The sequence below is a fragment of the Stenotrophomonas sp. 05L414_2 genome (assembly GCF_056397905.1).
The window spans coordinates 1-25,473 of record NZ_JBFTOJ010000065.1 but is presented as its reverse complement, the minus strand read 5'-3'; the positions used below and the strand labels follow the sequence as shown (position 1 = coordinate 25,473).

The 25,473-nt window shown below is 67.6% G+C and carries 24 protein-coding genes; 8 read left to right on the top strand and 16 right to left on the bottom strand.

Translation table 11 applies throughout. From position 1 onward, the window contains the following. Positions 1 to 173: 173 nt before the first annotated feature. Entirely contained in the window at positions 174 to 1,394 is a 1,221-nt protein-coding gene (gene dksA / locus AC1DJN_RS11080) for an RNA polymerase-binding protein DksA (RefSeq protein ID WP_059064669.1), read from the bottom strand. A 273-nt stretch (positions 1,395 to 1,667) separates the two neighbouring features. Between dksA and yidD the strand changes: the two genes are divergently transcribed. Genes yidD through AC1DJN_RS11065 form a run of 3 tightly spaced genes read left to right on the top strand, consistent with a single transcriptional unit; the run spans position 1,668 to position 4,052 of the window. Further along, entirely contained in the window at positions 1,668 to 1,922 is a 255-nt protein-coding gene (yidD, locus tag AC1DJN_RS11075) for a membrane protein insertion efficiency factor YidD (RefSeq protein WP_014037867.1), read from the top strand. Position 1,923: 1 nt separating this feature from the next. After that, positions 1,924 to 3,270, top strand: a complete 1,347-nt coding sequence (locus AC1DJN_RS11070) for a dihydroorotase (protein WP_033831575.1) — start codon at positions 1,924 to 1,926, stop codon at positions 3,268 to 3,270. After that, positions 3,270 to 4,052, top strand: a complete 783-nt coding sequence (locus AC1DJN_RS11065) for a M23 family metallopeptidase (RefSeq protein WP_478039205.1) — start codon at positions 3,270 to 3,272, stop codon at positions 4,050 to 4,052. The genes AC1DJN_RS11070 and AC1DJN_RS11065 overlap by 1 nt, the downstream gene beginning before the upstream one ends. A gap of 4 nt (positions 4,053 to 4,056) precedes the next feature. On the opposite strand, the gene AC1DJN_RS11060 is transcribed toward AC1DJN_RS11065, so the two are convergent. From AC1DJN_RS11060 to efp, 5 genes are all read right to left on the bottom strand, one after another. After that, positions 4,057 to 4,761: an isoprenoid biosynthesis enzyme family protein gene (locus AC1DJN_RS11060; protein WP_033831576.1), complete on the bottom strand. Its 705-nt coding sequence runs from the start codon at positions 4,759 to 4,761 to the stop codon at positions 4,057 to 4,059. An 11-nt stretch (positions 4,762 to 4,772) separates the two neighbouring features. Next, positions 4,773 to 5,468, bottom strand: a complete 696-nt coding sequence (locus AC1DJN_RS11055; RefSeq protein ID WP_025876402.1) for a phosphoglycolate phosphatase — start codon at positions 5,466 to 5,468, stop codon at positions 4,773 to 4,775. Next, positions 5,465 to 6,181, bottom strand: a complete 717-nt coding sequence (gene ubiG, locus AC1DJN_RS11050) for a bifunctional 2-polyprenyl-6-hydroxyphenol methylase/3-demethylubiquinol 3-O-methyltransferase UbiG (RefSeq protein WP_025876400.1) — start codon at positions 6,179 to 6,181, stop codon at positions 5,465 to 5,467. Before ubiG ends, AC1DJN_RS11055 begins: the two co-directional genes overlap by 4 nt. Before the next feature lie 26 nt (positions 6,182 to 6,207). Beyond that, the gene (locus AC1DJN_RS11045; protein ID WP_478039204.1) at positions 6,208 to 7,551 is read right to left on the bottom strand and encodes a TRZ/ATZ family hydrolase; all 1,344 of its coding nucleotides are present in this window, start codon (positions 7,549 to 7,551) and stop codon (positions 6,208 to 6,210) included. A 254-nt stretch (positions 7,552 to 7,805) separates the two neighbouring features. Then, positions 7,806 to 8,372: an elongation factor P gene (efp, locus tag AC1DJN_RS11040; protein WP_006379771.1), complete on the bottom strand. Its 567-nt coding sequence runs from the start codon at positions 8,370 to 8,372 to the stop codon at positions 7,806 to 7,808. A gap of 97 nt (positions 8,373 to 8,469) precedes the next feature. Here efp and epmB point away from each other — a divergent pair, with 97 nt between their 5' ends. Next, the gene (gene epmB, locus AC1DJN_RS11035; protein WP_442252113.1) at positions 8,470 to 9,510 is read left to right on the top strand and encodes an EF-P beta-lysylation protein EpmB; all 1,041 of its coding nucleotides are present in this window, start codon (positions 8,470 to 8,472) and stop codon (positions 9,508 to 9,510) included. Positions 9,511 to 9,514: 4 nt separating this feature from the next. Here epmB and AC1DJN_RS11030 read toward each other — a convergent pair whose 3' ends face one another. The 3 genes from AC1DJN_RS11030 to AC1DJN_RS11020 all read right to left on the bottom strand — a co-directional run bounded on the left by AC1DJN_RS11030 (position 9,515) and on the right by AC1DJN_RS11020 (position 12,825). Next, complete coding sequence (locus AC1DJN_RS11030) at positions 9,515 to 11,641, bottom strand: putative bifunctional diguanylate cyclase/phosphodiesterase (RefSeq protein WP_088101734.1); 2,127 nt, start codon at positions 11,639 to 11,641, stop codon at positions 9,515 to 9,517. Then, positions 11,638 to 11,898 carry a hypothetical protein gene (locus AC1DJN_RS11025; protein ID WP_442252115.1) on the bottom strand — a complete coding sequence of 87 codons (261 nt, stop codon included), beginning with the start codon at positions 11,896 to 11,898 and terminating at the stop codon, positions 11,638 to 11,640. Before AC1DJN_RS11025 ends, AC1DJN_RS11030 begins: the two co-directional genes overlap by 4 nt. Before the next feature lie 156 nt (positions 11,899 to 12,054). Beyond that, complete coding sequence (locus AC1DJN_RS11020) at positions 12,055 to 12,825, bottom strand: RNA methyltransferase (RefSeq protein WP_442252116.1); 771 nt, start codon at positions 12,823 to 12,825, stop codon at positions 12,055 to 12,057. Positions 12,826 to 12,945: 120 nt separating this feature from the next. Here AC1DJN_RS11020 and AC1DJN_RS11015 point away from each other — a divergent pair, with 120 nt between their 5' ends. Further along, positions 12,946 to 13,773: an inositol monophosphatase family protein gene (locus tag AC1DJN_RS11015; protein WP_025876387.1), complete on the top strand. Its 828-nt coding sequence runs from the start codon at positions 12,946 to 12,948 to the stop codon at positions 13,771 to 13,773. Positions 13,774 to 14,542: 769 nt separating this feature from the next. Here AC1DJN_RS11015 and htpX read toward each other — a convergent pair. After that, complete coding sequence (htpX, locus tag AC1DJN_RS11010; RefSeq protein WP_154880863.1) at positions 14,543 to 15,409, bottom strand: protease HtpX; 867 nt, start codon at positions 15,407 to 15,409, stop codon at positions 14,543 to 14,545. 92 nt (positions 15,410 to 15,501) lie between these two features. Here htpX and gluQRS point away from each other — a divergent pair, with 92 nt between their 5' ends. The 3 genes from gluQRS (at position 15,502) to phaR (ending at position 17,904) form a co-directional block, all read left to right on the top strand. Then, positions 15,502 to 16,422: a tRNA glutamyl-Q(34) synthetase GluQRS gene (gene gluQRS, locus AC1DJN_RS11005; RefSeq protein WP_442252118.1), complete on the top strand. Its 921-nt coding sequence runs from the start codon at positions 15,502 to 15,504 to the stop codon at positions 16,420 to 16,422. A 17-nt stretch (positions 16,423 to 16,439) separates the two neighbouring features. Continuing rightward, positions 16,440 to 17,180: an acetoacetyl-CoA reductase gene (gene phbB / locus AC1DJN_RS11000; protein WP_025876381.1), complete on the top strand. Its 741-nt coding sequence runs from the start codon at positions 16,440 to 16,442 to the stop codon at positions 17,178 to 17,180. Between the two features lie 178 nt (positions 17,181 to 17,358). Further along, on the top strand, positions 17,359 to 17,904 hold the full coding sequence (phaR, locus tag AC1DJN_RS10995) for a polyhydroxyalkanoate synthesis repressor PhaR (protein ID WP_025876379.1): 546 nt from the start codon (positions 17,359 to 17,361) through the stop codon (positions 17,902 to 17,904). 80 nt (positions 17,905 to 17,984) lie between these two features. Here phaR and AC1DJN_RS10990 read toward each other — a convergent pair whose 3' ends face one another. From AC1DJN_RS10990 to AC1DJN_RS10965, 6 genes are all read right to left on the bottom strand, one after another. Further along, the gene (locus AC1DJN_RS10990; protein ID WP_032978689.1) at positions 17,985 to 18,923 is read right to left on the bottom strand and encodes a TraB/GumN family protein; all 939 of its coding nucleotides are present in this window, start codon (positions 18,921 to 18,923) and stop codon (positions 17,985 to 17,987) included. A gap of 2 nt (positions 18,924 to 18,925) precedes the next feature. Then, the gene (locus AC1DJN_RS10985; protein WP_032978687.1) at positions 18,926 to 19,855 is read right to left on the bottom strand and encodes a DUF1684 domain-containing protein; all 930 of its coding nucleotides are present in this window, start codon (positions 19,853 to 19,855) and stop codon (positions 18,926 to 18,928) included. Between the two features lie 11 nt (positions 19,856 to 19,866). Then, positions 19,867 to 21,774 (bottom strand): DNA mismatch repair endonuclease MutL, encoded by a 1,908-nt coding sequence (gene mutL, locus AC1DJN_RS10980; protein WP_032978685.1) that lies wholly within the window; start codon positions 21,772 to 21,774, stop codon positions 19,867 to 19,869. Positions 21,775 to 21,906: 132 nt separating this feature from the next. Then, the gene (locus AC1DJN_RS10975; RefSeq protein WP_478013591.1) at positions 21,907 to 23,478 is read right to left on the bottom strand and encodes an N-acetylmuramoyl-L-alanine amidase; all 1,572 of its coding nucleotides are present in this window, start codon (positions 23,476 to 23,478) and stop codon (positions 21,907 to 21,909) included. An 82-nt stretch (positions 23,479 to 23,560) separates the two neighbouring features. Continuing rightward, positions 23,561 to 24,043, bottom strand: a complete 483-nt coding sequence (gene tsaE / locus AC1DJN_RS10970) for a tRNA (adenosine(37)-N6)-threonylcarbamoyltransferase complex ATPase subunit type 1 TsaE (protein WP_333623444.1) — start codon at positions 24,041 to 24,043, stop codon at positions 23,561 to 23,563. Beyond that, a partial coding sequence (locus AC1DJN_RS10965; protein WP_478039203.1) for an NAD(P)H-hydrate dehydratase occupies positions 24,040 to 25,473 on the bottom strand: 1,434 nt, incomplete at its 5' end. The genes AC1DJN_RS10965 and tsaE, both read right to left, overlap by 4 nt.

Here is a 25,473-nt window from a genome sequence, read left to right as displayed (position 1 = left end):
GGCATGGATGCCGCGGCCGAGCGTACAGGGATGTACTTGCAGCGTGTCCTGCCTGGCCCCACCCGCAGGCTCACCCCGATACCCGCAAGGCGCCGCTCTACGCAGCCAACTCGAACCCAACAAAAAACCCGGCCGAAGCCGGGCTTTCTGCATGACATCACAACGAACCGGAATCAGTCGCCCTGCTGCTTCTGCAGGTGCTCCCAACGYTCCTGGGCGTCGATSGTGCGCTCGGCGGTCAAGCGCGCTTCAAGGCGCTCCAGGCCGATCTCTTCACCGGTGTCCACGCAGTACCCGTAATCACCTGCTTCCAGGCGCTTGAGGGTGCTGTCGATCTTGCCGATCAGCTTGCGGTAACGGTCACGGGTGCGCAGCTCCAGCGAGTTCTCGGTTTCGCGGGTCGCGCGCTCGGCTTCATCGCCGATGTCACGCACTTCCTCACGCAGGTTCTCGATGGTCTGCTTGGACTCTTCCACCAGGTCGGCGCGCCAGTTCTGCAGGCGCTGACGGAAGTACTCCTGCTGCAGCGGGCTCATGTACTCCTCGTCCGAGGCCGGCTTGTAGCCTGCCGGCAGGATCGGGCGGCCAGTGGCCTCGTCGGTCTTGTATTCGACGACCTTGTACTTGCTGCGCGGCGCAGGTGCCGTCGAACGGGCGGCAACGGCCACGGCGACCTTGCCCACGGGGCGGGTCACGGTCTTCGGAGCGGAATCGGATTTCACGGCGGTTTTGGCAGGCGATTTCGAAACGGGCACGGGATTCTTGGATTGCGGGGCGGTCGATGCTGCAGAAGCGGCGGCCGGGGCCGGCTTGGGGGCCGGTTTGGCTGCCGCCACTGCCGCGGTCTTGGCCGGGACAGACTTGGCCGGGGCCGGCTTCGCAGCTGGCTTCGGTGCGGACTTCACTACAGGGGCCGGCGTCGGCTTGGCGGCCGGCGGGGCGACATTCTTGGCAACCTTCTTGGCCGGTGCCGGCTTGGCAGGCGCCACCTTCTTTGCTGCCGGTTTGGCAGCAGGCGCGGCGGCAACCTTCTTCACCACCGCCTTCGGCGTTGGCTTGGCTGCTGCCTTCTTCGGTGCCGGCTTGGCAGCGGCCTTCTTCACCGGCGCAGCCTTGCTGGCAACCTTCTTCACCACCGGCGCCTTCTTGCTGGCAGCGGCAGGTTTGGCCTTGACCGGCGCAGCGGGCTTCTTCGCCACTGCCGGCTTGCCGGATTTCACCGGCGCTTTCTTTGCGGTGGCCTTCCTGGCCGCCGGCTGTGAGGATGCCGCCTTGGTCGCCGGCTTGCTGGCCGGCTTCTTGGCAACGGGCTTGGCCGCCAACTTCTTCACAACAGGCTTGGCGGTTTTCTTGGCGGCCTTGACGGCCTTCTTTGCAGTTTTTTTAGCAGCCACGAAACGCTCTTCCTTGGATTCCCCGGGGCCCGGGAAAGCGGGCCTTTATAGCCTACCCGACCCGCAGCAGCAACCTTGGGGGCCCGCTCCATTCAGTCCAGGAGTCAACGGGTCCAAGGTGCGGTCCGACGAACACGGACCGCCTTGCGCGGTACGGAACCTGTCCGGCACCTGGAGGGGTGCCGCTAGCGGTCGCAGGCCATCTACGACATGCGACCAACGGCCCATCCTGCACAAATGCGGCCTTCATGCCAACTGGCTTAAGATGACTGCGTGATCTCGCGCCTGCTCATCGCCCTGCTGCGCTTCTACAAGCGCTTCATCAGCCCGCTGCTGGGGCCTCGCTGCCGTTTCGTGCCGAGCTGCTCTGAATACGCCATGGATGCCATCTCCCGGCACGGCCCGCTGCGCGGCAGCTGGCTGGCGGCGCGACGGCTGGGCCGCTGCCATCCGTTCCATCCCGGCGGCTTCGATCCAGTGCCCGAATCTCCCAACGCCCCCTCTTGCCGTTGCACAGGAAAACACTGACATGTCCTCCACGCTCATCACCAATGCCCGCCTGGTCAACGAAGGCCGCACCTTCGAAGGCGACCTGCGTATCGAGAACGACCGCATCGCGCAGATCGGCAAGGGTTTGACTCCGCGTGATGGCGAACAGGTGGTGGATGCGGCCGGGCGCTGGCTGCTGCCCGGGATGATCGACGACCAGGTGCATTTCCGCGAACCCGGCCTGACCCACAAGGGTGACATCGCCAGCGAATCGGCCGCGGCCGTGGCCGGTGGCCTGACCAGCTTCATGGACATGCCCAACACCAACCCGCCGACCCTGGATTCGACCATCCTGGAAGCCAAGTACGAGCTGGCGCGCGGCCGTGCCTGGGCCAACTACGGTTTCTACCACGGTGCCAGCAACGACAACCTCGACGCCATCCGTGCGCTCGATCCGAAGAAGGCGCCGGGCGTGAAGGTGTTCATGGGCGCGTCCACCGGCAACATGCTGGTCGACAACCCCGAAACCCTGGACGCGATCTTCCGCGAGTGCCCCACCCCGATCATCACGCACTGCGAAGACACGCCGATGATCGATGCCAACCTGAAAGCGTTCCAGGAGAAGTACGGCGACGCACTGACCCCGGAGATGCACCCGGACATCCGTTCGCGTGAGGCCTGCATCAAGTCGACGCGGCTGGCCATGTCGCTGGCGCGCAAGCATGGCACCCGCCTGCACGTGCTGCACATCTCCACCGCCGACGAACTGGCGCTGTTCGAGAAGGGCCCGCTGATCCGCGCCGACGGCAGCCGCAAGCAGATCACCGCCGAGACCTGCGTGCACTTCCTGCACTTCGCCCGCCCGGATTACGCGACCAAGGGCAACCTGATCAAGTGCAATCCGGCGATCAAGGACGTGGCCGATCGCGAGGCGATCACCGCCGCGTTGGCTGACGACGTGCTGGACGTGCTGGCCACCGACCACGCCCCGCATACCTGGGAAGAGAAGCAGAAGCCCTATGCGCAGGCGCCGTCGGGCCTGCCGCTGGTGCAGTACGCGCTGGTTGCCGCACTGGAACGCGTGCACGAAGGCAAGCTGACCCGCGAGCAGGTCGTGCAAAAATTCGCCCATGCCCCGGCCCAGTTGTTCGATGTGGAAGAGCGTGGCTTCCTGCGCGAAGGCTACTTCGCCGACCTGGTGCTGGTGGAAGATGTGCCGTTCACGGTCAAGCGCGAGGACGTGCTGTCCAAGTGCGGCTGGTCGCCGTTCGAGGGCACCACGTTCCGTTCGCGCGTGGCCTCCACCTGGGTCAACGGCCAGCTGGTGTGGGACGGCAGCACGCTGGTGGGCAAGCCCGCCGGCCAGCGCATGACCTACGACCGCTGATGCGTCCGGCACTCATGTTCGCGGCGCTGCTGCTGGCAGCGCCCCTGCTCTCCGCAGCCCAGGCACAGGACGGCATCGGCGACCTGATCGACAGCCGCGTGGTGTTCCCGGCCAGCGCGTCGCAGGGCGCGCTGGTGATCGGCAAGGTTCCCGCCGGCAGCAGCGTGCGCTATGCAGGCCGCGACCTGCGCGTGAGCAGCTACGGCAGCGTGGTGTTCGGCATCGGTCGCGATGAGAAGGGCCCGCTGCAGGTGCAGATCCGCCGACCGGATGGCAGCGGCGAGACGGCCGCCATCGCCGTGACCCCACGCGACTGGCCGACCGAGCGGGTGAACGGCGTACCGCCGAAGACGGTCAATCCGCCGCCGGCCATCGCCGAGCGGATCAAGCGCGAACAGGCGCAGGTCACCGCTGCCCGTGCGCGCGACGACAACCGCACCGATTTCACCCAGACCTTCATCTGGCCGGTGCAGGGCCGCATCAGCGGCCGCTTCGGCAACGCCCGCGTGTACAACGGCCAGCCCGGTGCCGGCCACTCCGGCATGGACATCGCAGTGCCGACCGGCACCCCGGTGAAGGCACCGGCGGCCGGTGTGGTGACGTTCGCTGGTCCGGACCTGTACCTGACCGGTGGCACCCTGCTGCTCGACCACGGCTTCGGTGTCAGTTCGAACTTCCTGCACCTGTCGCGCATCGACGTGAAGGTCGGTGATCGCGTCGAACCCTCATGGTGTTCAGCGACCTATGCGGATTGCCGGCCAGSGGCCGGCACTACCATGTGATGGTTCAGCCGCGCGCGGCCCACCACACGCGCAGCAACGTGCGCACGGGCGTGGCTTCAATCGGTTTGCCGGCGGCCTGCGCCGCCAGACGTGCACGCGCCAGGCTCGACCACACCCGGCGTGCACGTGGACCGGGCACGCGGGTGCCCCACCCTTTCAGCAACTGCTGCGCCCAACGCTGTGCAGCGTTGCCGGCATCTTCGTCCAGCAGGCTGCGCGGAACCCCGGCCACGCCAGCGTCCTGCAGGCGCTGGGCCAGGGTCTGCAGCAGCACGGCATGGCCAGCACCCTTGCGCGGCTTGTCGGCAAACACCACGGCCTCGACCGCAGCCACCGCGTCGGCATAGTTGCCCAGTGCACGTTCGGCGCCGGCAGCGTCCAGCGCTACGGTGCGCGCCTCGACCAGATCCGGCAGCGCCTCGGCCAGCTGCACCCACGGTGCCCGCACCGGCTCCAGCACGCGGCCCAGCGGATGCCGCGAACGCTGCGCGGCCCAGCTCCGCAGTTCCTCGCCCCACCACGCCAGCTTGGCGTCCGCCGGCAGCGGGTCGCCAGCGGTGTTGAGCATGTCGTCGAATTCCTGCAGCAGCGCGAACCACGCCAGCGCCACATGGCGCTGCGGTTCGGCCACGAACGGCTCGGCCACCGACCATTCCGGCCAGCGGCTGCGCCACTTGTCGAGGAAACTATCCAGCGCGGTACTGCTCACTACGTTGTTCCTTACGGCTGGGCCGGGGTCGCCGGCCGGTTCGGCCAGAGACTGGCCAGTTGCAGAAGTCCGGCGTTCTCGACCAGCACATCGGCCTGCCAGGCCAACGGGTCATCGCTGTGCAGGCGGTAGCCCCACAGCGCCGCCACCGACGGCATGCCGGCAGCACGCGCGGCGATGATGTCGCGCTCATCGTCGCCGACGTACACGCAGTCTTCCGCTGCGATGCCGATCAGCTGCGCGGCGTGCAGCAGCGGCAACGGATGCGGCTTGCGCTCGGCCAGGGTGTCCCCCCCGACAAGCACGGCGCAGCGCTGCTGCCAGCCGTACTGCGGCACGATCAGCCGCGCCAGGTATTCGGGCTTGTTGGTGACGATGCCCCACACGGTGCCGGCTTCGTCCAGCGCACCGAGCATGCCGGCCACGCCGTCGAACAGCACGGCGTGCTGGCCGATCGAGGCTTCGTAGCGCTGCAGGAACTCGGGAATCAGTGCATCGCGCTCGGCCGCTTCCAGCTCTGGAAACGCGGCCGACACCATCGCCCGTGAACCCTTGGACACCACTGGCCGCAACTGCGCCGGATCGATCGGTGCGCGGCCGCGCTCGGCCAGCATCGCATCAAGGGTGGCGACGAAATCCGGGGCGCTGTCCAGCAACGTACCGTCCAGGTCGAACAGCACCGCACGCGGGAACACGGCGGCGGTCACGGCGCTTTGACCGCGTGGGCCAGGTAGTTGATGTCGGTGCGGCTGCTCAGGCGGGCGCGGTTGCGCCACGGCTCATAGGCCATGCCGCTGACATCGGCCAGCTGCAGGTCGGCCTCGCGCAGCCAACGCGCCAGCTCGGCCGGCTTGATGAATTCCTGGTAGTGGTGGGTGCCCTTGGGCAGCAGCCGTGCCACGTACTCGGCACCGACGATGGCCACGGCGAATGCGGCGGCAGTGCGGTTGATGGTGGACAGGAACAGATGGCCACCCGGCTTCAGCAGGCGCTTGCAGGCCTCGATGATCGCGCCCGGATCGGGCACGTGCTCGAGCATTTCCATGCAGGTCACCACATCGAAGCTGCCCGGTTGTTCGGCGGCCAGGTCCTCGGCGGCCTGCACGCGGTAGTCGACGCTGACGCCACTTTCCAGGGCATGCAGGCGCGCAACCTTGACCAGCTCCGGCGCCAGGTCGATGGCGGTCACTTCGGCACCGGCCTGGGCCAGCGCTTCACTCAGCAGCCCGCCACCGCAGCCGATGTCGAGCACGCGTGCGCCACGCAGCGACGCGCGGTCGGCAACGTACTGCAGGCGCACCGGATTCAGTGCGTGCAGCGGCTTCTGCGGGCCGTCGGCGTCCCACCAGCGGTTGGCCAGCGCGGCGAACTTGTCCAGCTCGGCCTGATCGAAATTGGAAGAAGCGTGGGGGGCAGTCATGACGGTTGTCCTTGCGGCGCCTGCACTCAGGCGCGGATRTGWCGGATGYGCTCGCGCCACTGGCGCGCGTTGGCGAYGATGCCCGGCAGGTCCATGCCGACCAGYTCGCGCTGCACCAGCTTGGGCTKGCCGGCRATCCAGACGTCGCTGACCTGCTGGCGGCCGGTGGCGTACACCAGCTGCGACAGCACGTTGTGCAGCGGCTGGGTCTCCAGCGCGGACAGATCAACGCAGACCAGGTCGGCCTGCTTGCCGACCTCGATCGAACCGATGCGCTCGCCGAAGCCCAGGGCGCGGGCGCCGCCGAGGGTGGAGGCGCGCAACGTGGTCGCCGCATCCAGCGCGGTGGCATCGTCGGCCACGGCCTTGGCCAGGATCGCCGCCGTGCGGTTCTCGCTGAACATGTCCAGGTCGTTGTTGCTGGCGCAGCCGTCGGTGCCGATGGCCAGGTTCACGCCGGCGCGCTGCAGGGCGCAGGCCGGGCAGAAACCAGAAGCCAGCTTCAGGTTCGATTCCGGGCAATGCACCACGCTGACGCCGCGCTCGGCGCACAGGTGGATCTCGGCCTCGGTCAGCTGGGTCATGTGCACCGCGATCAGGCGGTCGTTGACCAGACCGAGGCGATCCAGCCGCGCCAGCGGACGCTGGCCGTGCAGCTTGATCGAATCGGTGATTTCCTGCGCGGTTTCATGGGTATGCAGATGCACCTGCATGTCCAGCTGGTCGGACAGCATCCGCACCCGCTCGAAATTGGCATCGTTGACCGTGTACGGCGCATGCGGCGCGAATGCGGTGCCGATCAGCGGGTCGGTGCGCCACTGGTCATGCAGTTCACCGGCCTTGGCGAAATACTCGTCGTCGGTCTTGGCCCAGGCGGTGGGGAAATCGATGATGACCGCGCCGACCAGCGCGCGGAAACCATGCTTCTTGTAGACGGCGGCCTGCACGTCACCGAAGAAATAGTTCTCGTTGGCGCAGGTGGTGCCGCCACGCAGCATCTCGGCGATGGCAAGGGTGGTGCCGTCGGCCACGAATTCGGGACCGATCACCGCCGCTTCCACCGGCCAGATGTGCTGCTGCAGCCAGGTCATCAGCGGCAGGTCGTCGGCGACGCCGCGCAGCAGGGTCATCGGGTTGTGCGTATGTGCGTTGACCAGGCCCGGCATCAGCGCCGCCTCTGGGCGGCTGACAACCTGGGTGGCGCGGAACCGCGCACGCGCTTCGGCGCGCGGCAGGATGGCCACGATCTCGCTGCCACGGATGGCCACGGCATGATCTTCCAGCACCACCGCATGCGGCTCGATCGGAACGACATAACCGGCTTCGATGAGCAGGTCGCAGGCTTCGGGGAGGTGCGGGCTATCGCTCATGCGGGCTCACTGGCTGGGGGAAGGACCATACGTAGCCTTGGCTCCGACCTGGCGACTGATCACCGGTCAAACGGCTACCGCTGGGCTTCTGGAAGGCAAGCCCCTGAGTCAGGGGCGGCCGCGAAGCGGCGGGGTGTGGATGCTGGTGAGTGGGGGCCCACGATCCGCCATGGCGGATCGTGGGAGCGCCAGCGCGAATGCGATGGCGCGTACCCGGCCAGCGGCCGGCACTACCGTAATCCGGCTGCGCCGGATTACTTGACGCGCGAGGAGTACTCGCCCGAACGGGTGTCGACCTTGATGATTTCATCCTGGTTGACGAACAGCGGAACGCGCACCACGGCGCCGGTTTCCAGGGTGGCCGGCTTGCCGCCGCCGCCCGAGGTGTCACCGCGGACGCCCGGATCGGTCTCGGTGATCTTCAGTTCAACGAAATTCGGCGGCTGCACGAAGATCGGCGAACCGTTGAACAGGGTCACGATGCAGGACTCCTCGCCCTTCAGCCACTTCTCGGCGCCGCCCATGCCGGCCTTGTCGGCCTGCACCTGCTCGAAGGTCTCCGGGTCCATGAAATGCCAGTACTCGCCGTCGCTGTACATGTAGTCCATGTTGGTATCGACCACATCGGCCACTTCCACGTCGTCGGTCGCCTTCATGGTCATTTCGACCGTGCGGCCCGACTTGATGAAGCGATAGCGCACGCGGGTGAAGGCCTGGCCCTTGCCCGGCTTGATGAACTCGGTCTCGGAGATGACGGCCGGTTCATTGTTGACCAGGATCTTCATCCCGTTCTTGACATCGTTCATGCCCGCAGTGGCCATGCTCAAGCTCCTCAAATGGCGAAACCGCCGCGCGTGCGGCGAGCCGGATAGAATGGAAAGCCCACCGGAACCCCGGCGGGCAACTGTTTATGTGTCCATGATAACCGCAGGCCCCCTCTCCATGCAGCTTTCCGCCTTCCCCCGGACCCAGTCGCCAAGCGCGCCCGCGCGCTGGCAGCAGCTGTGGCGGCAGGCCCTGCGCGACCCGCAGACGCTGCTGGCCCGCCTGGATCTGGATGCCGCGGCGCTGGGCGTATCGGAGGCGGCCATCGCCCAGTTCGCGCTGCGCGTGCCGGAGGGTTTCGTCGCCCGCATGCGCCGTGGCGACGCCCACGATCCGCTGCTGCGGCAGGTACTGCCGATCGACGCGGAGATGCGCCCGGCGCCCGGGTTCAGCTTTGACGCGGTGGGCGACGGCGCGGCCAAAAAGGCCACCGGGGTCATCCAGAAATACCGTGGCCGGGCCCTGCTGGTGGCCACCGGCAGCTGTGCCATCAACTGCCGCTACTGCTTCCGCCGGCATTTCGACTATGGCGCCGAGAACGCCGCCAAGGGGGGCTGGCAGGAGGCCGTGGAGGCCATCGCCGCAGACCCGGACATCGATGAGGTGATCCTGTCCGGCGGCGACCCGCTGTCGCTGGCCACGCACAAGCTGGCCGAGCTGACCGATGCGCTGCGCCAGATCCCGCACATCCGCCGGTTGCGCATCCACACGCGCCTGCCGATCGTGCTGCCCGAGCGCGTGGACGAGGAACTGCTGGCCTGGCTGGGCAGCCTGTCGTGGCCATTGGCGATCGTGGTCCATGCCAACCACGCCAATGAATTCGACGCCAGCGTCGATACCGCGATGGCCCGTCTGCGTGGCATCGGCGCCCAGCTGCTGAACCAGGCGGTGCTGCTGCGCGGGGTCAACGACAGCGTGCAGGCGCTGCAGGACCTGAGCGAACGCAGCTTCGCCGCCGGYGTGCTGCCGTATTACCTGCACCAGTTGGATCGCGTCGAGGGCGTGGCCCACTTCGAAGTGGACGACATCCAGGCCAAGGCCCTGATTGCCGGCCTCACTGCCCGGCTGTCCGGCTACCTGGTCCCCAAGCTGGTCCGCGAACTGCCCGGCGACCCGAGCAAGCGCCCGCTGTAGCGCCTCACGCGCCCGATTCGATCATCCGCACCACTTCGGTGGCGGTGACCGGGTGGCTCAGCCGGTAGCCTTGACCCAGGTCGCAGCCACGCTGGGCCAGCAGCTCGAACTGGGCCTCCTGTTCGATACCCTCGGCCACCACCGTGATGCCCAGTGCGTGAGCCATGGCGATGATCGCCGTGGTCAGGGCCAGGTCGTCCGGGTCGCGCTGCATGTCGGCGACGAAGCTTTTGTCGATCTTGACGCCGTCCACCGGCACCTGCCGCAGGTGGCTGAGACCGGAGAAACCGGTACCGAAGTCGTCCAGCCACACCTTCACCCCGGCCCGGTGCAGGCGGTCCAACAGCTGCGCGGCCAGCATCTCATCGCCGATCACCGCCGTCTCGGTCAGCTCCAGGTGCAGGCGCGAGGCCGGCAGGCCCGACTCCTGCAGGCACTGTGCAACCAACGCCGGCAGCTCCCCGCCGCGCAACTGCCGTGGCGACACATTGACCGAGACGAACAACTCGTCACCGGCCACGCCCCGCGGCCACTGCACCGCTTCCATGCAGGCGGCACGCAGCACCTTCGGACCGATGATCTCAATCAGGCCACTCTGCTCGGCCACCTCGATGAACACCGATGGCGGAATCGTGCCCAGCGTCGGGTGCTGCCAGCGCAGCAGCACTTCGACACCGACCATGCGGCGGTCACGCATGCGGTAGATCGGCTGATAGGCCAGCCGCAGCTCGCCGCGCTCCCAGGCCCCGCGCAGTTCCTGTTCCATGTGCACGCGCCGCTCGACCGCGTGATCCATGGCCCGGCTGTAATAGCGATAGCAGTTCTTGCCGGCCATCTTTGCCTGGTACATCGCGATGTCGCCGTTCTTCAGCAGCGTCGTCGCATCTGCGGCATCGTCGGGGAACAGGGTCACGCCGATCGAGGTGCCCAGGAACAGTTCCCTGCCCTGCACCACCAGCGGCTTGCCCAGCTCGCGCACCAGCACTTCGGCCAGCAACCGCGCATTGGCCGCAACATCGCCATCACCAACGAGGATCACGAATTCGTCGCCGCCGAACCGCGCCAGCACGGCATCGTCGCCGCCGGCCTCGGTCACTGCGCGGCCGATGCGCTGGGCGAACTGCAGCAACGCCTCGTCGCCGGCCTCATGGCCCAGCGTGTCATTGACCCGCTTGAAATCATCGATATCGGCAAACAGCAGACCCAACCGGTGATTGGACGCACGTGCGGCCATCAATCGATGGTCCAGCGCCTCGCGGAACGCCAGGCGGTTGGTGAGCCCGGTCAAGGCGTCGGTGTAGGCCATGCGCCGCACTTCGCGGTCGTGGCGGGCGATCGCATCACGCATGCGGGCAAAACCACGCACCAGTTCCCCGACCTCGTCGTCGCGGGTGTTTTCGCGCAGCGGCGCCTGGTAGTCGCCCGCTTCGATGCGCCGGGCGGCCGCGGCCAGCTCGCGGATCGGCGCCACCAGCGTGCGCTGTACGTACAGGATCACCACCACGCCGATCACCACCAGCAGGCCAAGCATCAGCAGCAGCCAGCCCAGATGCCGGCTTCCCATCTGCTGCAGCCTCTCACCGAGGGTCGCGTTGGCCGCCTGCTCACGCTGCAGCACTTCATCCAGCGCCATGCCGACGCGGACACCACCGATGCGTTGTTTGCCCACCCTGATCGGCATCGCGTTGTCGAGCACCGTGGGCGACTGCTGCACCACCAGCGACTGCGCGGCAACCGCCCCGGCCGCCAACGGATCGGTCATCGGCCGCCCGGATCCGGGCACTCCGGCCGAGCCGTCGTGGACCAGCCGCCCGCGGTCGTCGAACACCAGTACGTAGCGCACCACCGGCTGCCGCGAAATGCTGCGCACAAGCGCCCCGACCTGGTCCAGGTCGTTGTTGTGGAGCGGACCGGCAAGCGCATCGGACAGCTCGCGCACCATGGCCTCGCCACGGCTGCGCACGCTGCGGTCGAACAGTTCGTGGATGACGCCGTTGCTGAGCGACCTCACCTCGCCCTGCATCGCAGCCTGCCGCCCCAGCAGCACGGCCAGGATCGCCACCACCACCAGCATCGCCCCGCCCATCGCAAGCAGGAACCGGGCCTGCATCCCCGAGCCGAGCAACTTCATTCCACTTCCATCCGCACGCGCGTCGACCCTTGTTTCAAATCATCCCGCCACGGCTGCGCATGCGCATCGACGCGGCGGAAACCGGAAGCCCCCAACACCTTCTGCAACGCACGCTGCACCCGCCGAAGACAGACGACACGCGGCAGCGCGCCGGACGCGCGGCCGGGCACCGTCGGCGCCGGTCCGGCACCCTCCCGGTCCACACTGCCAAGCGCATGATCCTGCGTCATCGCGAGTTGCCCCTCATCGCTGCCCAACGCCCCTTCTGTGAACCGGGCGCAGCATGCGCCGTCCCGGCCAGCAGGGCCAAGGCCAGGCGCAGCAGTTCCCCCTGCATTGCCCTACGCAGACCCGACACAAGCATCATCCCCCCGGGGTATCCGGACAGACTACCCGAAAAAGTGAGACCGTCGTCAGCTGTCCTTGCCGTTCTTCTGCGCCAGCCGCGCCATGCGCTGGGTATCGGCCAGGATGCCGCGCAGCAGGCGCACTTCCTGCTCGCTGGGCTCGCTGCGCAGGAACAGGCGGCGCAGCTTGCGCATCGCCGACTCGGGCGCGCGTCCCTTGTGGAAATCGATCTCGTCCAGAGTCTCGCCAAGTTGGGCGAAGAAGCTCTCCATCTGATCGTGGCTGGCAGCCTGCTCGCGGTTGTCCGGCTCGGTCGGGGCCACCGGCTGTGCGCCCAGCAACTGCATGCGCACTTCATAGGCAAGCACCTGCACTGCGGCGGCCAGGTTGAGCGAGCTGAACTCCGGGTCGGACGGAATGTGCACGGCGGCATGGCACAGCTGCAGCTCCTCGTTGGTCAGGCCGGTACGCTCGCGACCGAACACCAGCGCCACCTCGGCACCCTCGCTGGCCTTGGCCACTGCGCGGGCGGCGGCATCTGCCGGCAGGAACTCCTCCAGCTGGACCCGGCGCGCACGTGCGGTGCACCCCAGCACGAAGCGGCAGTCGGCCACGGCCTCGGCCAGCGTGGCCACCACCGGTGCGTCGCCGAGCACGTCCTCGGCACCGGCCGAGCGCCGGAAGGCCTCTTCATCAAGCGGCTTCTCCGGCGCCACCAGGACCAGGCGGGCCAGGCCCATGGTCTTCAGGGCACGGGCGGCGGCCCCCATGTTGCCGGGGTGTTGGGTGCCGACAAGGACGAATCGGAGACGGGTGGCGACAGGAAACTGGGACATGAACAGGGAAAATGTCGAGCTGGACGAAGACCAATGGTAAACTGTGCGGCCGGCCACTGCGCCGGACCCGCTCTTTTCCCCCGCCAGCCCTTCTCTTCTGCCCTTCCGGGAGCCCATGCCATGCAGAAACCCGCCGTCACCGTCATGGTCAAGGCCGCCCGCCTCGCCGGCAACGTCCTCTTGCGCAACATCAACAAGCTCGAGGCACTGAATGTAGTCCAGAAGGGCCGCATGGACTACGCCAGCGAAGTCGATGCGGACGCGGAAAAGGTGATCGTCAAGGAACTCAAGCGCGCTTACCCCGAGTACGGCATCTTCGGTGAAGAAGGTGGCGTGCAGAGCGAGCGTCGCCACATGTGGGTCATCGACCCGCTGGACGGCACCAGCAACTACCTGCGCGGCGTGCCGCACTACTGCGTGTCGATCGCTCTGGTCGAGAACGGCGAGCCGACCGACGCGGTGATCTTCGACCCGCTGCGCAATGAACTGTTCACTGCCAGCCGTGGTGCCGGCGCCGTGCTCAACGACCGCCGCATCCGCGTGGCCGACCGCAAGGATCTGGAAGGCACCATGATCCACACCGGTTTTGCCCCGCGCGAGCGTGCCCGCGCCAGTGCGCAGCTGAAGTCGCTGGACGCCCTGCTGGTGCACGCCGAGGACATCCGCCGCTCGGGTTCGGCCGCGCTGGACCTGGCCTACGTGGCCTGTGGCCGCGCCGACGCCTACTTCGAGGCCGGCGTGAAGGCCTGGGACATCGCTGCCGGCGTGCTGCTGGTGCGCGAAGCCGGTGGCAAAGTCTGCGACTTCAAGGGCGCGACCCCGGCCCGCATGGACAACCGCGGCCCGGACACCCAGCAGATCGTGGCCGGCAACCTGAAGGTGGCCGAGTCGCTGCAGAAGGTACTGGTCAACACGGGTTACGCTGCCGAGTTCGACGCGAAGTTCTGATTTCGCGCGTAAAGCGGTTCATGGAGACGGCACCTGCGAAGGTGCCGTTTTCGTTTGTGCGCCCACGCGTCGATAGCGCCGGGCCATGCCCGGCGGATCATTTCCGCGACCGCGGAGGGGTGTTACTTTCTTTGCTCGTGCACCGTGYTGCAGGAGCAGCGCGGAACGGCGGAGCCGGCCCGTAGGGTGGCGCACAGGGATGTGCGCCATAAAGAAAGTAACCAAAGAAACACGCCGCCAGTACGCAAGCCGGTGCTACGCACCGGTCCCCTGCGCTTCTCGGCGAACCAGGGAACGGCGCCGAACTCGCTGCGCTCAGGCATCGGCGCCTCTGCGCCCCTGATTCCCCTGCGATGCTCGGCTCRCTGCAAGGCGGACCCAAGATCAAACGCCACAGCTGCACCCAGTAGATCCACGCCATGCGTGGATGCTCTTGCYGTTGRTCTTGAYCTTCCGGCCCGCCTTACAGCGAGCCGAGCACCGCAGGTCCGGCGAGGGCGAAGAGGTGCGGGTGTCTGAGCGCAGCGAGTTCCCGCACCGTCCCTCGGCGGACCGAGAAGCGCAGGGTACCGGCGCGTAGCGACGGCTCGCGGCCGGCGGCGCGTTTCTTTTGGTTACTTTTCTTTTCGCGCGAAAAGAAAAGTGACGCCCCTCCGCGGTCGCGGAAACGATCCGCCGGGCATGGCCCGGCGCTACCGACGCGTGGGCGCGCAAACAAAAACGCCCGGCGCGAGGCCAGGCGTTCCTGCACTGCTCTACAAGCGGAGGCTTATGCCATGGTCGACGCCCGCAGCGCGGCGATGCGCTCTTCCAGCGGCGGATGGCTCATGAACAGCTTCTTCGCCGTCGACCCGGCAATACCGAACGCGGCGATCTGCGTCGGCAGGGTGCTCTGGCCGTGGTTGAGCTGCAGCCGCTCCAGCGCCGAGATCATCTTCTGACGGCCGGCCAGCGATGCACCGCCGGCATCGGCACGGAATTCGCGGTGGCGCGAGAACCACATCGAGATCATCGTGGCGAACAGGCCGAACACCATCTCCAGCACGAACACGATGATGTAATACGCAAAGCCACGGCCACCACCTTCGCGGTTGCCCGACAGCGCGCTGTCGATCACCCCGCCGACTACGCGGGCCAGCACGATCACGAAGGTGTTCAGCACACCCTGCAGCAGCGCCATGGTGATCATGTCTCCGTTGGCGACGTGGGCGATCTCGTGGCCGAGCACGGCTTCGGCTTCATCCTCGCTCATGTTGTGCAGCAGGCCGGTGGACACCGCCACCAGCGCATTGTTGCGGTTGGCACCGGTGGCGAACGCGTTGATCTCCGGGCCGTCATACACCGCCACTTCCGGCATGCCGATACCGGCGGCCTTGGCCTGGCGCTCGACGGTGGCCAGCAGCCAGCGCTCGGTCTGGTTGCGCGGCTCGGTGATCACCACCGCACCGGTGGAGCGCTTGGCCATCCACTTGGACAGCAGCAGCGAGATGAGCGAACCACCAAAACCGAAGATGGCAGCCATGACCAGCAGGCCGCTCATCGAACGGGAGTCCACGCCCAGGATTGACATCACGATGCTCGCGAGGATCAGCACCGCGAGGTTGGTCGCTAGAAAGAGGGCAATACGGGTGAACATGGGAAATTCCGGCTCGGAAGGGGTCGATATCCGTCAATCTGCGGTGCAGTCAGCTTGAATTCAAGCGCCAACCTGACCGACGATTCAGCTGCATGACCTCCTCCCTCTCCTGCGGCCGCTTCGCGCCCTCGCCCACCGGCCTGCTGCATCCCGGCTCGCTGCTTGCCGCCTTCGGCAGCTGGCTGCTTGCGCGCCACCATGGCGGCCTGTGGCGGTTGCGCATCGAAGACGTCGATCCACCCCGCACGGTGGCCGGCGCCGCACAGGCGCAACTGCAGGCGCTGGCCGCCTTCGGCCTGCTTCATGACGGGCCGGTGATCTGGCAGAGCGCGCGTGGCGACGCCTACCAGACGGCGCTGGACCGCCTGCTGGCCGATGGCGACGCATTTGTCTGCCACTGCAGTCGGAGCGATCTGGCCGCCAATGGCGGCATCCACCATCGCTGCGTCGCGCGGCAGGCAAGACCGGACCCAGCCGTCCGCTTCCGCGTGCCGCCCGGCAGCATCGTGCGGTTCGAGGATGGCCTGCGCGGCCCGCAGCAACAGGATGTCCATGCCGAGGTCGGTGATTTCGTACTGCGCCGCGCCGACGGCTGCTGGGCCTACCAGTTGGCGGTGGTCGTCGACGATGCCGCGCAGGGCGTGAACGAAGTCGTGCGCGGCGCCGACCTGCTCGATTCCACCGCCAGGCAGATCCTGCTGCAGCAGGCGCTGGACCTGCCGACGCCGCGCTACTGGCACCTGCCGCTGCTGCTGGATGCACCGGGCCACAAACTGTCCAAGTCACTGGCCGCGCTGCCGGTGGATGCCGGCGCGCCGGTACCGGTGCTGCGCCGGTTGTGGGAACTGCTGGGCCAGCCGGGCACCGCACTGGACGGCATCGACGACCGCGACGCGCTGTTGGCCGCCGCGCAGCGCAGCTTCAACCCCCGCCTGCTGCCGCGCGCGGACATTCTGCTGCCGGCCGGCGCACTTTCCGCGCCGATGTTGCAGAATCCCCCTTCCCCCACCTGACATCCGGACAGCTTTCCATGACATCTCGCGTCGCACTGGTCACCGGCGGAACCGGCGGCATCGGTACCGCCATCTGCCAACGCCTGGCCGACCAGGGCCACCGGGTCGCCACCAACTACCGCGATGAGACCAAGGCCCGCGCCTGGCAGCAGGCGATGACCGAACGCGGCTACCACGTGGCGATCTTCCCGGGCGATGTCTCCGACTCTGCCAGCGCCGAAGGCCTGATCCGCGCGGTCGAGGCCGAACTGGGCCCGGTCGAGATCCTGGTCAACAACGCCGGCATCACCCGCGACACCACCTTCCACCGCATGCGCGCGGAGCAGTGGCACGATGTGATCAACACCAACCTCAACTCGGTGTTCAACGTCACCCGTCCGGTCATCGAGGGCATGCGTCGACGCGGCTGGGGCCGGGTCATCCAGATCAGCTCGATCAACGGCCTGAAGGGCCAGTACGGGCAGGCCAACTACGCCGCCGCCAAGGCCGGCATGCATGGCTTCACCATCTCGCTGGCGCGCGAGAACGCAGGCTTCGGCATCACCGTGAACACGATCTCGCCCGGTTACGTGGCCACCGACATGGTGATGGCGGTGCCCGAGGAAGTGCGCGCCAAGATCATTGCCGACATCCCGACCGGGCGTCTGGGCAAGCCGGAAGAAATCGCCTACGGCGTGTCCTTCCTGGTGGCCGAAGAGGCCTCGTGGATCACCGGCAGCAACCTGGACATCAACGGCGGCCATCACATGGGCTGGTAAACGGCGCCAGGGCCTGAAAGCCCGTGCTGCACCCTGCCGTTGGTCATGCTGCGCAGCACGCAAAGCCTTGCTGCGCAACATTCCGGCGACGGAAAGCCAAGCCTGGCGGGGGCTGGGGCGGTTGCAACCGCTGCTGCACTGCGCCATGCTGCGCGTCTACTGTGACGAGTACCGCTTCATGGCTGCGACCCGCATCATCAAGAAGTATCCGAACCGCCGTCTGTACGACACCGAGATCTCCAGCTACATCACCATCGAGGACGTGCGCCAGCTGATCCTCGACGGCGAAGACTTCGAAGTCCGCGACGCCAAGAGCGGCGACGACCTGACCCGATCGGTCCTGCTGCAGATCATCGCCGACCAGGAGCAGGACGGTGAACCGATGCTCTCCACCCAGCTGCTGAGCCAGCTGATCCGCTTCTACGGCGATTCCCTGCAGGGCTTCATGGGCAACTACCTGGAGCGCAGCATGCAGGTCTTCCTCGACCAGCAGCAGCAGTTCCGCCAGCAGATGGGCAACCTGCTGGGGCAGACGCCGTGGGCGATGATGAACCAGCTGACCGAGCGCAACCTGGAGTTGTGGCAGGAATTCCAGCGCAACATGGGCAGCGGTTTCGGTGGCCCGCGTCCGGGTGGCACCGGAACGGGCACCGGCGCCGGTACGGCCGGCAAGCCGAACGATCCGACCGGCGGCACCGGCACCGGCGGCAAGACCCGCCGCTGAGCCCCCGCCCCGGCGGATACGAAAACGGCGCGCCATGAGCGCGCCGTTCTGTTTTGAACGCCTCTACGCGGGGCGTGGTTCTACTTCCTGCAGCCCTTGCAGACCCGCTCGACCTTGTACCCCTTCGCCCGCAGCTTCTCGACAACGCCGTCGTTGCCCAGCAGGTGCAGGCCGCCCACCACCACCAGCGTGCCGCCCTGCCCGGCCTGCAGGTACGGCAGCAGCTTGGGCACCCATGCATCGTTGCGGTCGGTATTGATGCGCTGGTACAGCTGCGGATACTTCTGGCGCATCTCCACGCCCATCCGGCTCCACAGCAGGCGATCGTCGCCGCGGCGCCAGGCCTCATGCAGCATCTGCGCCTGGGCGTCCCCCTTGCCCGCTTCGTCCAGCGCCTCGGACAGCATCTGCCGCTGCTCCTGCACGCTCATGCCATCAAGCAGGTTGATCTGGCTGGACATGTCTTCCAGGCCTGCGGTCTTCTTGCCGGCCTTCTGCGCCCGCTGCATGAAGTGCCGGTCCAGCCCCAGTTCGGGGTCCAGGCCCAGTTTCTGCATCTGCCCGACGGTGATGGTCAGGCCGACGAACCACGCTTTCATGCCCTGCAACTGCGCCAATGGCAATTGGTTCTGCGTCGCATAGGCCTGCAGCTTCTGCCAGGTCGGCGCATCCAGGTCACGCTTGAGTTCACTGCCGTCCTTGCGGGTAGCCACCTGCACCATCTGGCTGGCCATCTGTGGCGACTGCAGTTCCTCAGGGGTCACTTCGAACAGCACACGCTGCGAGGCTTCGAATGCCTGCTCGACCTCGGTCGACAGTGGATAGTCCTGCGGCTTCAACAGATGGAAGGAACCCAGCAGGTACAGGCGTGCGTCTCCCTGCCCGGTGACCTTCCACAGCAGCGGCACCGGCGGCTTGCCGGCCGTGGCTTCGGCCGGCGCATCGCGCGCGACGGCCAACGGACCGACGGCGCAGGCAGCGAGAAAAACGGCACTGCGCAGCAACAGTTTCATCAACATGTTCAACCCTCTCCTTCAGGCAGGTGATACGTTTTCTCACCCGCTTCCACGCGCAGGTCCAGGCGGTTTTCCGGCGGCGCCAACGGACAGGTCGCATAGGCGGTGAACGCGCACGGTGGGTTGTGGGCGTGGTTGAAGTCGATCGTCACGTGGCCGTCGGCCGTGGGCGCATCGGTATCCAGATAGCGGCCGGCAGGGTAGCTGCCGTGGCCACTGGTACGGTCGGCAAAGATCAGGAACAGCGGCTGCCCGGGTTCGCCGATCGCTTCCAGCCGCCAGCTGCGGCCGTCGCGATCGAATTCCACGGCACCGGCGTTGGGCATCTCGGTGGTCAGGCCGGTGATGTCCACGATCGGCAGGGTCTTGCCTGGCGGATGCGCGATGAAGCGCGCCTGCACCTGCCATTGCGGGCCACCGGGCCAGTACTGCAGGCCGGCGAAATCGCGGCGCGCCGGTGCATCGGCATGCTTGACCCGCAGTGCGTCACGCGGGCCGCGACGGATCAGGCTGAGCTGGCCCTTGCCACCATCGAAGGCCAGCAGGGTCGGCTGCGGATCCTTGTCGGTATCCATGCGCACACGCCCGCGCACGGGCTGTCCATCAAGGGTGACATCCGTGCCGGACTCCGGCGTGAACCACCACTGGTCGCCTTCACGGCGCAGCAGGCCCAGCTTGGCCGGCCCCACCGCCAGGCGGATGCCGCTGGTGTCGCCGCTGCCGACGAAGTGCGATCGGTTCTGCAACCAGTGCAGGCCGACCAGCGCGGTCCAGCCATCGGGCCGGGTCAGGTCCTGGTAGCGCAGCACCCGCCATTGCTGTTGCTGTGCGGCGAAGGCCGGATCCTCAACGGCGGCCGGTGCCGGCGTGGGTGCCGGGCTGCAGGCCACCAACAACAGGGCCGCCAGCAGGCTGCCCATTCGGCAAAATCGCATCGGTGCTCCCCTCAACGTCCGCGCAGGAACCAGCGGTCGATCTCCGCCAGCGAAAAACGGGCCCAGGTCGGTCGGCCGTGGTTGCACTGTCCGGACCGCTCGGTGATTTCCATGTCGCGCAGCAGCGCGTTCATTTCCGGCACGGTCAGGCGCCGGTTCGCACGCACCGCGCCATGGCAGGCCATGGTCGACAGCAGCTCATCGCGCGCAGTGGCGATGCGACGGCTCTGGCCGTGCTCGCGCAGGTCGGTCAGCACATCGCGCAGCAGGCCTTCGGGCTCGGCATGGGCCAGCAGCGCCGGGATGCTGCGCACGTGCAGTGCGCCCGGTCCCGCGCGGGTGATCTCGAATCCGAGCGCAGCCAGCGTATCGGCCTCCGCCTCGGCGGTATCGGCCTCGCGCTCGCCCACCGCCAGGGTGATCGGCACCAGCAACGGCTGCGACTGCAGGCCGATGCCATCGTGCGCATTCTTCAACCGCTCGTAGCCGATGCGTTCGTGCGCCGCATGCATGTCGACCACGATCAGGCCTTCGGCGTTCTCGGCCAGGATGTAGATGCCATGCAGCTGGGCAACGGCGTAACCCAGCGGAGGTACGCCGGCGTCGGCACTGGTGACCGGCAATCCGTTCTCCATCGGCATCGGCGGCAGTGCCGCACCGCGCTCGGCACCCGCTGGCGACGCATACAACGCAGCATAGGCGGCGGGTGCGTCGGCCACCTGCAGGCCCAGCGGCTGCTGCGGGCGCCAGCCAGAGAAGCCGCCACCACCACCGCCGCCCTGCCCGGCACCGGGCGCCGGGCCGCGTACGTAGCCGAAGCTGGACGCCGTCGCGCCCGGCATCGCCGCCGCAGGGTCGCCTTCGGCCGGATGCGCCGCGCCGGCACCGATCTCCTGCGCGGTCATGCCGGCACGGGTGTCGGCCAGTGCATCCTTCAGGGTGCGGTAGACGAAGTCATGCACCAGCCGCGAATCGCGGAAGCGCACCTCATGCTTGGCCGGATGCACGTTCACATCAACGCGCGTCGGGTCCAGCTCCAGGAACAGCACATACGCTGGCTGGCGGCCGTGGTACAGCACGTCGCCGTAGGCCATCTTCACTGCATGGGCGACACTGCGGTCACGTACCGAACGTCCGTTGACGTACAGGTACTGCTGGTCGGTGCTGGCGCGCGAATAATGCGGCTGCGCGATCCAGCCATGCAGGCGCAGGCCGGCACTGCTGTGGTCCACGCGCACAGCCTGGTTGGCGAAGTCCTCGCCCAGGGTCTCGGCCAGGCGCACGTCCGAATACAGGTCGCCTGGCTTGTAGCGACGCGAGGCCTTGCCGTTGTGCGAGACGCGCAGCTCGACATCGGGACGGGCCAGYGCCAACGAACGCAGCCACTCTTCGATATGCCCCAGTTCGGTGCGCTCGGCGCGCAGGAACTTGCGCCGCGCCGGCACGTTGTAGAACAGCTCGCGCACTTCCACCGTGGTGCCGGGCGCATGCGCGCGCGGGGTCACCTCGCCGATCTTGCCGCCTTCGATCTGCAGTGCCGAACCGTGCTCATCATGGGCACGGCGCGAGGCCAGGGTGAAACGACTGACCGAGGCGATCGACGGCAGCGCTTCGCCACGGAAACCCAGCGTGGCCACTGCTTCCAGCTCATCCAGGTTGGCGATCTTGCTGGTGGCGTGCCGCGAAACCGCCAGCGGCAACTGTTCTGCGGCAATGCCGCTGCCGTTGTCGCGGATGCGGATCAGGCGCACACCGCCTTCTTCCAACTCGATATCGACGCGGCTGGCGCCGGCATCGATCGCGTTCTCAACCAGTTCCTTGACCACCGATGCGGGTCGTTCGACCACTTCACCGGCGGCAATCTGGTTGATCAGGATTTCCGGCAGCGGCCGGATCGGACGCGGATCGGGCGCGTTCATGGGCAGGCAAGGCAGGCAGACGTCATGCCACGATGATAGCGGAGCGGCGCCAAGGAGAGTCGAGATCCACCGTACGCGGCGCCAGCCAGCCAAGCGTGGCCTGGCTCCAGCGGACGCGAGCGATCCAGCGGGTTACTTGCTGCCGCCCGCCACGGTGCTTGCAGCGTCGATCTCGGCCTGCGCGCGCGCGGCGTACAACGTGCCCGGCGGCGGTTGGCGACTGAAGAAGGTGTGCACGCCATCCAGCACCGCACCGGCGACCTTGCGCTGGTAGGCCGGGTCGATCAGGCGGCGCTCTTCATCCGGGTTGGAGATGAACGCGGTTTCCACCAGCATCGCAGGCATGTCCGAAGTGCGCAGCACGGCGAAGTTGGCGCGCTCGATGTTCGGCTTGTGGTTGTTGCCGATACGCTTCAGGCCGCCCAGCACGTGCCCGGCTGCGTCTTCGGAGGATTTCATGTAACCGCTCTGGGCCAGGTCCAGCAGGACGTTGGCCAGCGTGCCTTCGGTCTGCTGCAGGCGCACGCCACCGACCAGATCGGCGGCGTTTTCCTTGTCCGCCAGCCAGCGTGCACGCTGCGAAGACGCGCCCTTGGTCGACAGCACATACACCGACGAACCGGTGGCCGAGCGGTTTTCGGCGGCGTCGGCATGGATCGAAATGAAGATGTCGGCCTTGTTCGCACGCGCCTTCTGCGCACGCATCGGCAGCGGGATGAACACATCGCTGTCGCGGGTGAGGAAGGCTTTCAGGCCAGGCGTGGCGTTGACCTGGCGGGCCAGTTCACGCGCCACCGCCAGGGTTACATCCTTCTCGCGCTTGCCGGTCGGGCCGATGGCGCCCGGATCCTGGCCGCCATGGCCCGGATCGATCGCCACCACCAGGTGACGCATGCCAGGCTGCATGCGTATGCGCGAGGCATCGCTGGGCATGGTCGGACGCGGCGACTCGGTCGGCGCAACAGGTGTCGGCACCGGCTTCGGCTGGGTGGCCACAACCGCAGTGGTGGCCTGTCCAGCCAGGATGGCTGCCGGCGACGACGTCGGGGTGCTGCTGGCGGTGGTGCCTGCTGCCGCCATCTGCACCGGGGTGGTGCTGGGTGCCGGCGTCGGCGCGGCGGGTGCCGCAGCGCTGGCACTGGCCTGCTGCTGGACCTGCGCGGTCAACAGCGCAGTGGCTCGCGCGGCATCACCACGGGACTGTGCGGTTTGTGCCGGGGTCGGGCCCGGGACCGGAGCCGGACTAACCGAAGATGCCGCTGGCGGCTGCGCAGGCGTCGGCGCGGGGCGACTGGCGGCCACGGCCGGGCCATCGCCGGGCCACTCGATCACCAGCTTGGATTCATTGCCTTCGCGCTGCATCTGCGGGCGGAAGGGGGCGACCGTCTCGGCCAGGTCGAATACGACACGGAAAGTGCCCGGCACCGGCTGCCCGGTGCGCACCGCAGTCACCACGCCCTGCGGCGACGGCATCTTCAGGTTGCGCACCGCGCTGGAATCAGGGAAATCGACCACCAGCCGGTTCGGACCGGCCAGCGACAGGGTCTTGTAGCCACCACTGCCGACCAGCGCGATTTCCGCGCGGGTTCCGGTCGCACCGGTATTGAGCAGCACCTGGCGGACCTCACCGGCCCACGCACTGACGCTCGCCAGACCAAGTCCGACGGCGGCACAGATGGCAATGAGTCGATTCCCCGGGCGCATGACTCAGGATTCAATCACCGCACTGAACGGAATGCAACACCTTTTTCCTTAATAATCCGTAACCTGCCGGCGTTTGTTCTCGTCAGCCGACAGAAAGGGCCTGCAAGTCGCCACCTTCGGGAAGCCGCTGCAGCCATTCACGTCCCGTGTCGCTGATGCCAGTGAGACGCACGCGACGCCCCTGACCTTCAATCTGCAGTGCGACCACCAGATCGGTTGGCGGCAGCGCACCGGCACCGCGCTCTGGCCATTCGACCAGCCACAGCACGGCACTGCCCTCGTCCAGCCCGAGGAAATCCAGCTCGCCGGCCTGGCCGATGCGATACAGGTCCATGTGCCAGGCCTCGCCGCCACTGGACAACGGATAGCGCTCGACCAGGGTATAGGTGGGGCTGCGGATCGCCCCCTGCACGCCCAGCGCCCGCAACAGCGCGCGCGCCGTGGTCGATTTGCCGGCGCCAAGATCACCGCGCAGCTCGACCAGCGCCTGCGGCGGACGGGTGGCTGCCAGCCATTGCCCCAGCAGTTCGGTGGCGTTGCTGTCAGCAAGGAAGAATTCGGTCATCGGGAACGTTCCGGGTTGGCCAGCCGCCGCAGGGGCGCCAGCAGATCAGTGGGAAGCAGGCCGCGGGCACCGTCGGCGGCGGCGACATCGCCGGCCAGGGCATGCAGCAGCGCACCGCCTGCCGCCGCATCGAACGCAGGCAGGCCCTGCGCGCGCAGGCTGGCGATGATGCCGGTCAACAGGTCGCCCATGCCACCCACCGCCATTCCCGGGTTGCCGGCCGCAATCAGTCGCGGTGTGTGGCCGGGCGCGGCGACGATGCTGCCCGCCCCCTTCAGCACCACCGCTGCGTGATAGCGCTCGGCCAGCGCCTGCGCGCTGGCATAGCGATCGGCCTGGACTGCCGCCGTGGTGGTTTCCAGCAGGCGCGCGGCTTCCCCGGGGTGCGGGGTCAGGATCGCATCGGGCAGCGCATGTGCATCCTGCGCCAGCAGGTTCAACGCATCGGCGTCGATCACCAGCGGCAGGCCTGACTGCAGCACACGCGCATACAGCGCGCGCGCCCATTCGTCCTGGCCCAGGCCCGGGCCGATCGCCACCACCCTGGCTTTTGCCAGCAACGCCGGCAGCGCTGAGCCATTTTCCAGCGCGTGCGTCATCGCTTCAGGCAACCTCGCCAGCAGCGGGCCGACATGGTCGCGGCGGGTGCCGATGCTCAGCAGGCCCGCGCCAGCGCGCAGCGCAGCTTCGGCGGCCATCGCGATGGCACCGCCGCTGCCATGGTTGCCGCCCACGCACARCACATGGCCGGATTCGCCCTTGTGGCTGTTGGCACGGCGCGGCGGCAGCAGATCCGGCAGGCGCGACTGCGTCCAGCACTCTGCAGCAGCGACGACACCCTGCCAGGCCGCATCGGCCAGCGTCAGTGGTGCCAGGTGCCTGCGCCCGGTGTATTCCAGTGCGTCGCCGGTGTACAGGCCGCGGTGGGCGACGATGAACTGCACTGTCAGGGCCGCGCGTACGGCTGCGCCCGGCACGCAGCCATGGTCGGCGTCGACACCGCTGGGTACGTCCAACGCCAACACCGGCGCCTGCTGCGCGTTCAGCGCCTCGATCAAGGCCAGTGCCGCGCCCTCTGGTGCCCGGGAGAAGCCAAGGCCGAACAGGGCATCGACCCATAGATCGGCCTGGGCCAGTTCGCCGTTGAAATCAGTGACGGTGCCGCCGGCGGACCTGAAATCCGCTGCGGCGCGCTGCGCCAACGCCGTGGAAGGTGGGCTGCCCGGCAGCGCGATCAGCTGCACCTGCCGCCCGGCCTCCAGCGCATGACAGGCCAGCACATAGCCATCGCCGCCATTGTTGCCGCTGCCAACCACCACGCCGATCCGCCGCGCCTGCGGCCAGTGCTGCAGCAGGCTCTGCCAAGCCACCTGGCCCGCCTGGGCCATCAGGCCCCAGCCACCATCGCCCGCCAGCGCGGAGGCCTGGGC

Coding starts and splice junctions, on each gene's coding strand:
- htpX (WP_154880863.1), bottom strand. CDS start 15,409: ATGTTCACCCGTATTGCCCTCTTTCTAGCGACCAACCTCGCGGTGCTG.
- ubiG (WP_025876400.1), bottom strand. CDS start 6,181: ATGACTGCCCCCCACGCTTCTTCCAATTTCGATCAGGCCGAGCTGGAC.
- phbB (WP_025876381.1), top strand. CDS start 16,440: ATGACATCTCGCGTCGCACTGGTCACCGGCGGAACCGGCGGCATCGGT.
- AC1DJN_RS11020 (WP_442252116.1), bottom strand. CDS start 12,825: ATGTCCCAGTTTCCTGTCGCCACCCGTCTCCGATTCGTCCTTGTCGGC.
- AC1DJN_RS10985 (WP_032978687.1), bottom strand. CDS start 19,855: ATGCGATTTTGCCGAATGGGCAGCCTGCTGGCGGCCCTGTTGTTGGTG.
- AC1DJN_RS10990 (WP_032978689.1), bottom strand. CDS start 18,923: ATGTTGATGAAACTGTTGCTGCGCAGTGCCGTTTTTCTCGCTGCCTGC.
- AC1DJN_RS11070 (WP_033831575.1), top strand. CDS start 1,924: ATGTCCTCCACGCTCATCACCAATGCCCGCCTGGTCAACGAAGGCCGC.
- gluQRS (WP_442252118.1), top strand. CDS start 15,502: ATGACCTCCTCCCTCTCCTGCGGCCGCTTCGCGCCCTCGCCCACCGGC.
- AC1DJN_RS10975 (WP_478013591.1), bottom strand. CDS start 23,478: ATGCGCCCGGGGAATCGACTCATTGCCATCTGTGCCGCCGTCGGACTT.
- efp (WP_006379771.1), bottom strand. CDS start 8,372: ATGGCCACTGCGGGCATGAACGATGTCAAGAACGGGATGAAGATCCTG.
- phaR (WP_025876379.1), top strand. CDS start 17,359: ATGGCTGCGACCCGCATCATCAAGAAGTATCCGAACCGCCGTCTGTAC.
- AC1DJN_RS11015 (WP_025876387.1), top strand. CDS start 12,946: ATGCAGAAACCCGCCGTCACCGTCATGGTCAAGGCCGCCCGCCTCGCC.
- tsaE (WP_333623444.1), bottom strand. CDS start 24,043: ATGACCGAATTCTTCCTTGCTGACAGCAACGCCACCGAACTGCTGGGG.
- AC1DJN_RS11030 (WP_088101734.1), bottom strand. CDS start 11,641: ATGAAGTTGCTCGGCTCGGGGATGCAGGCCCGGTTCCTGCTTGCGATG.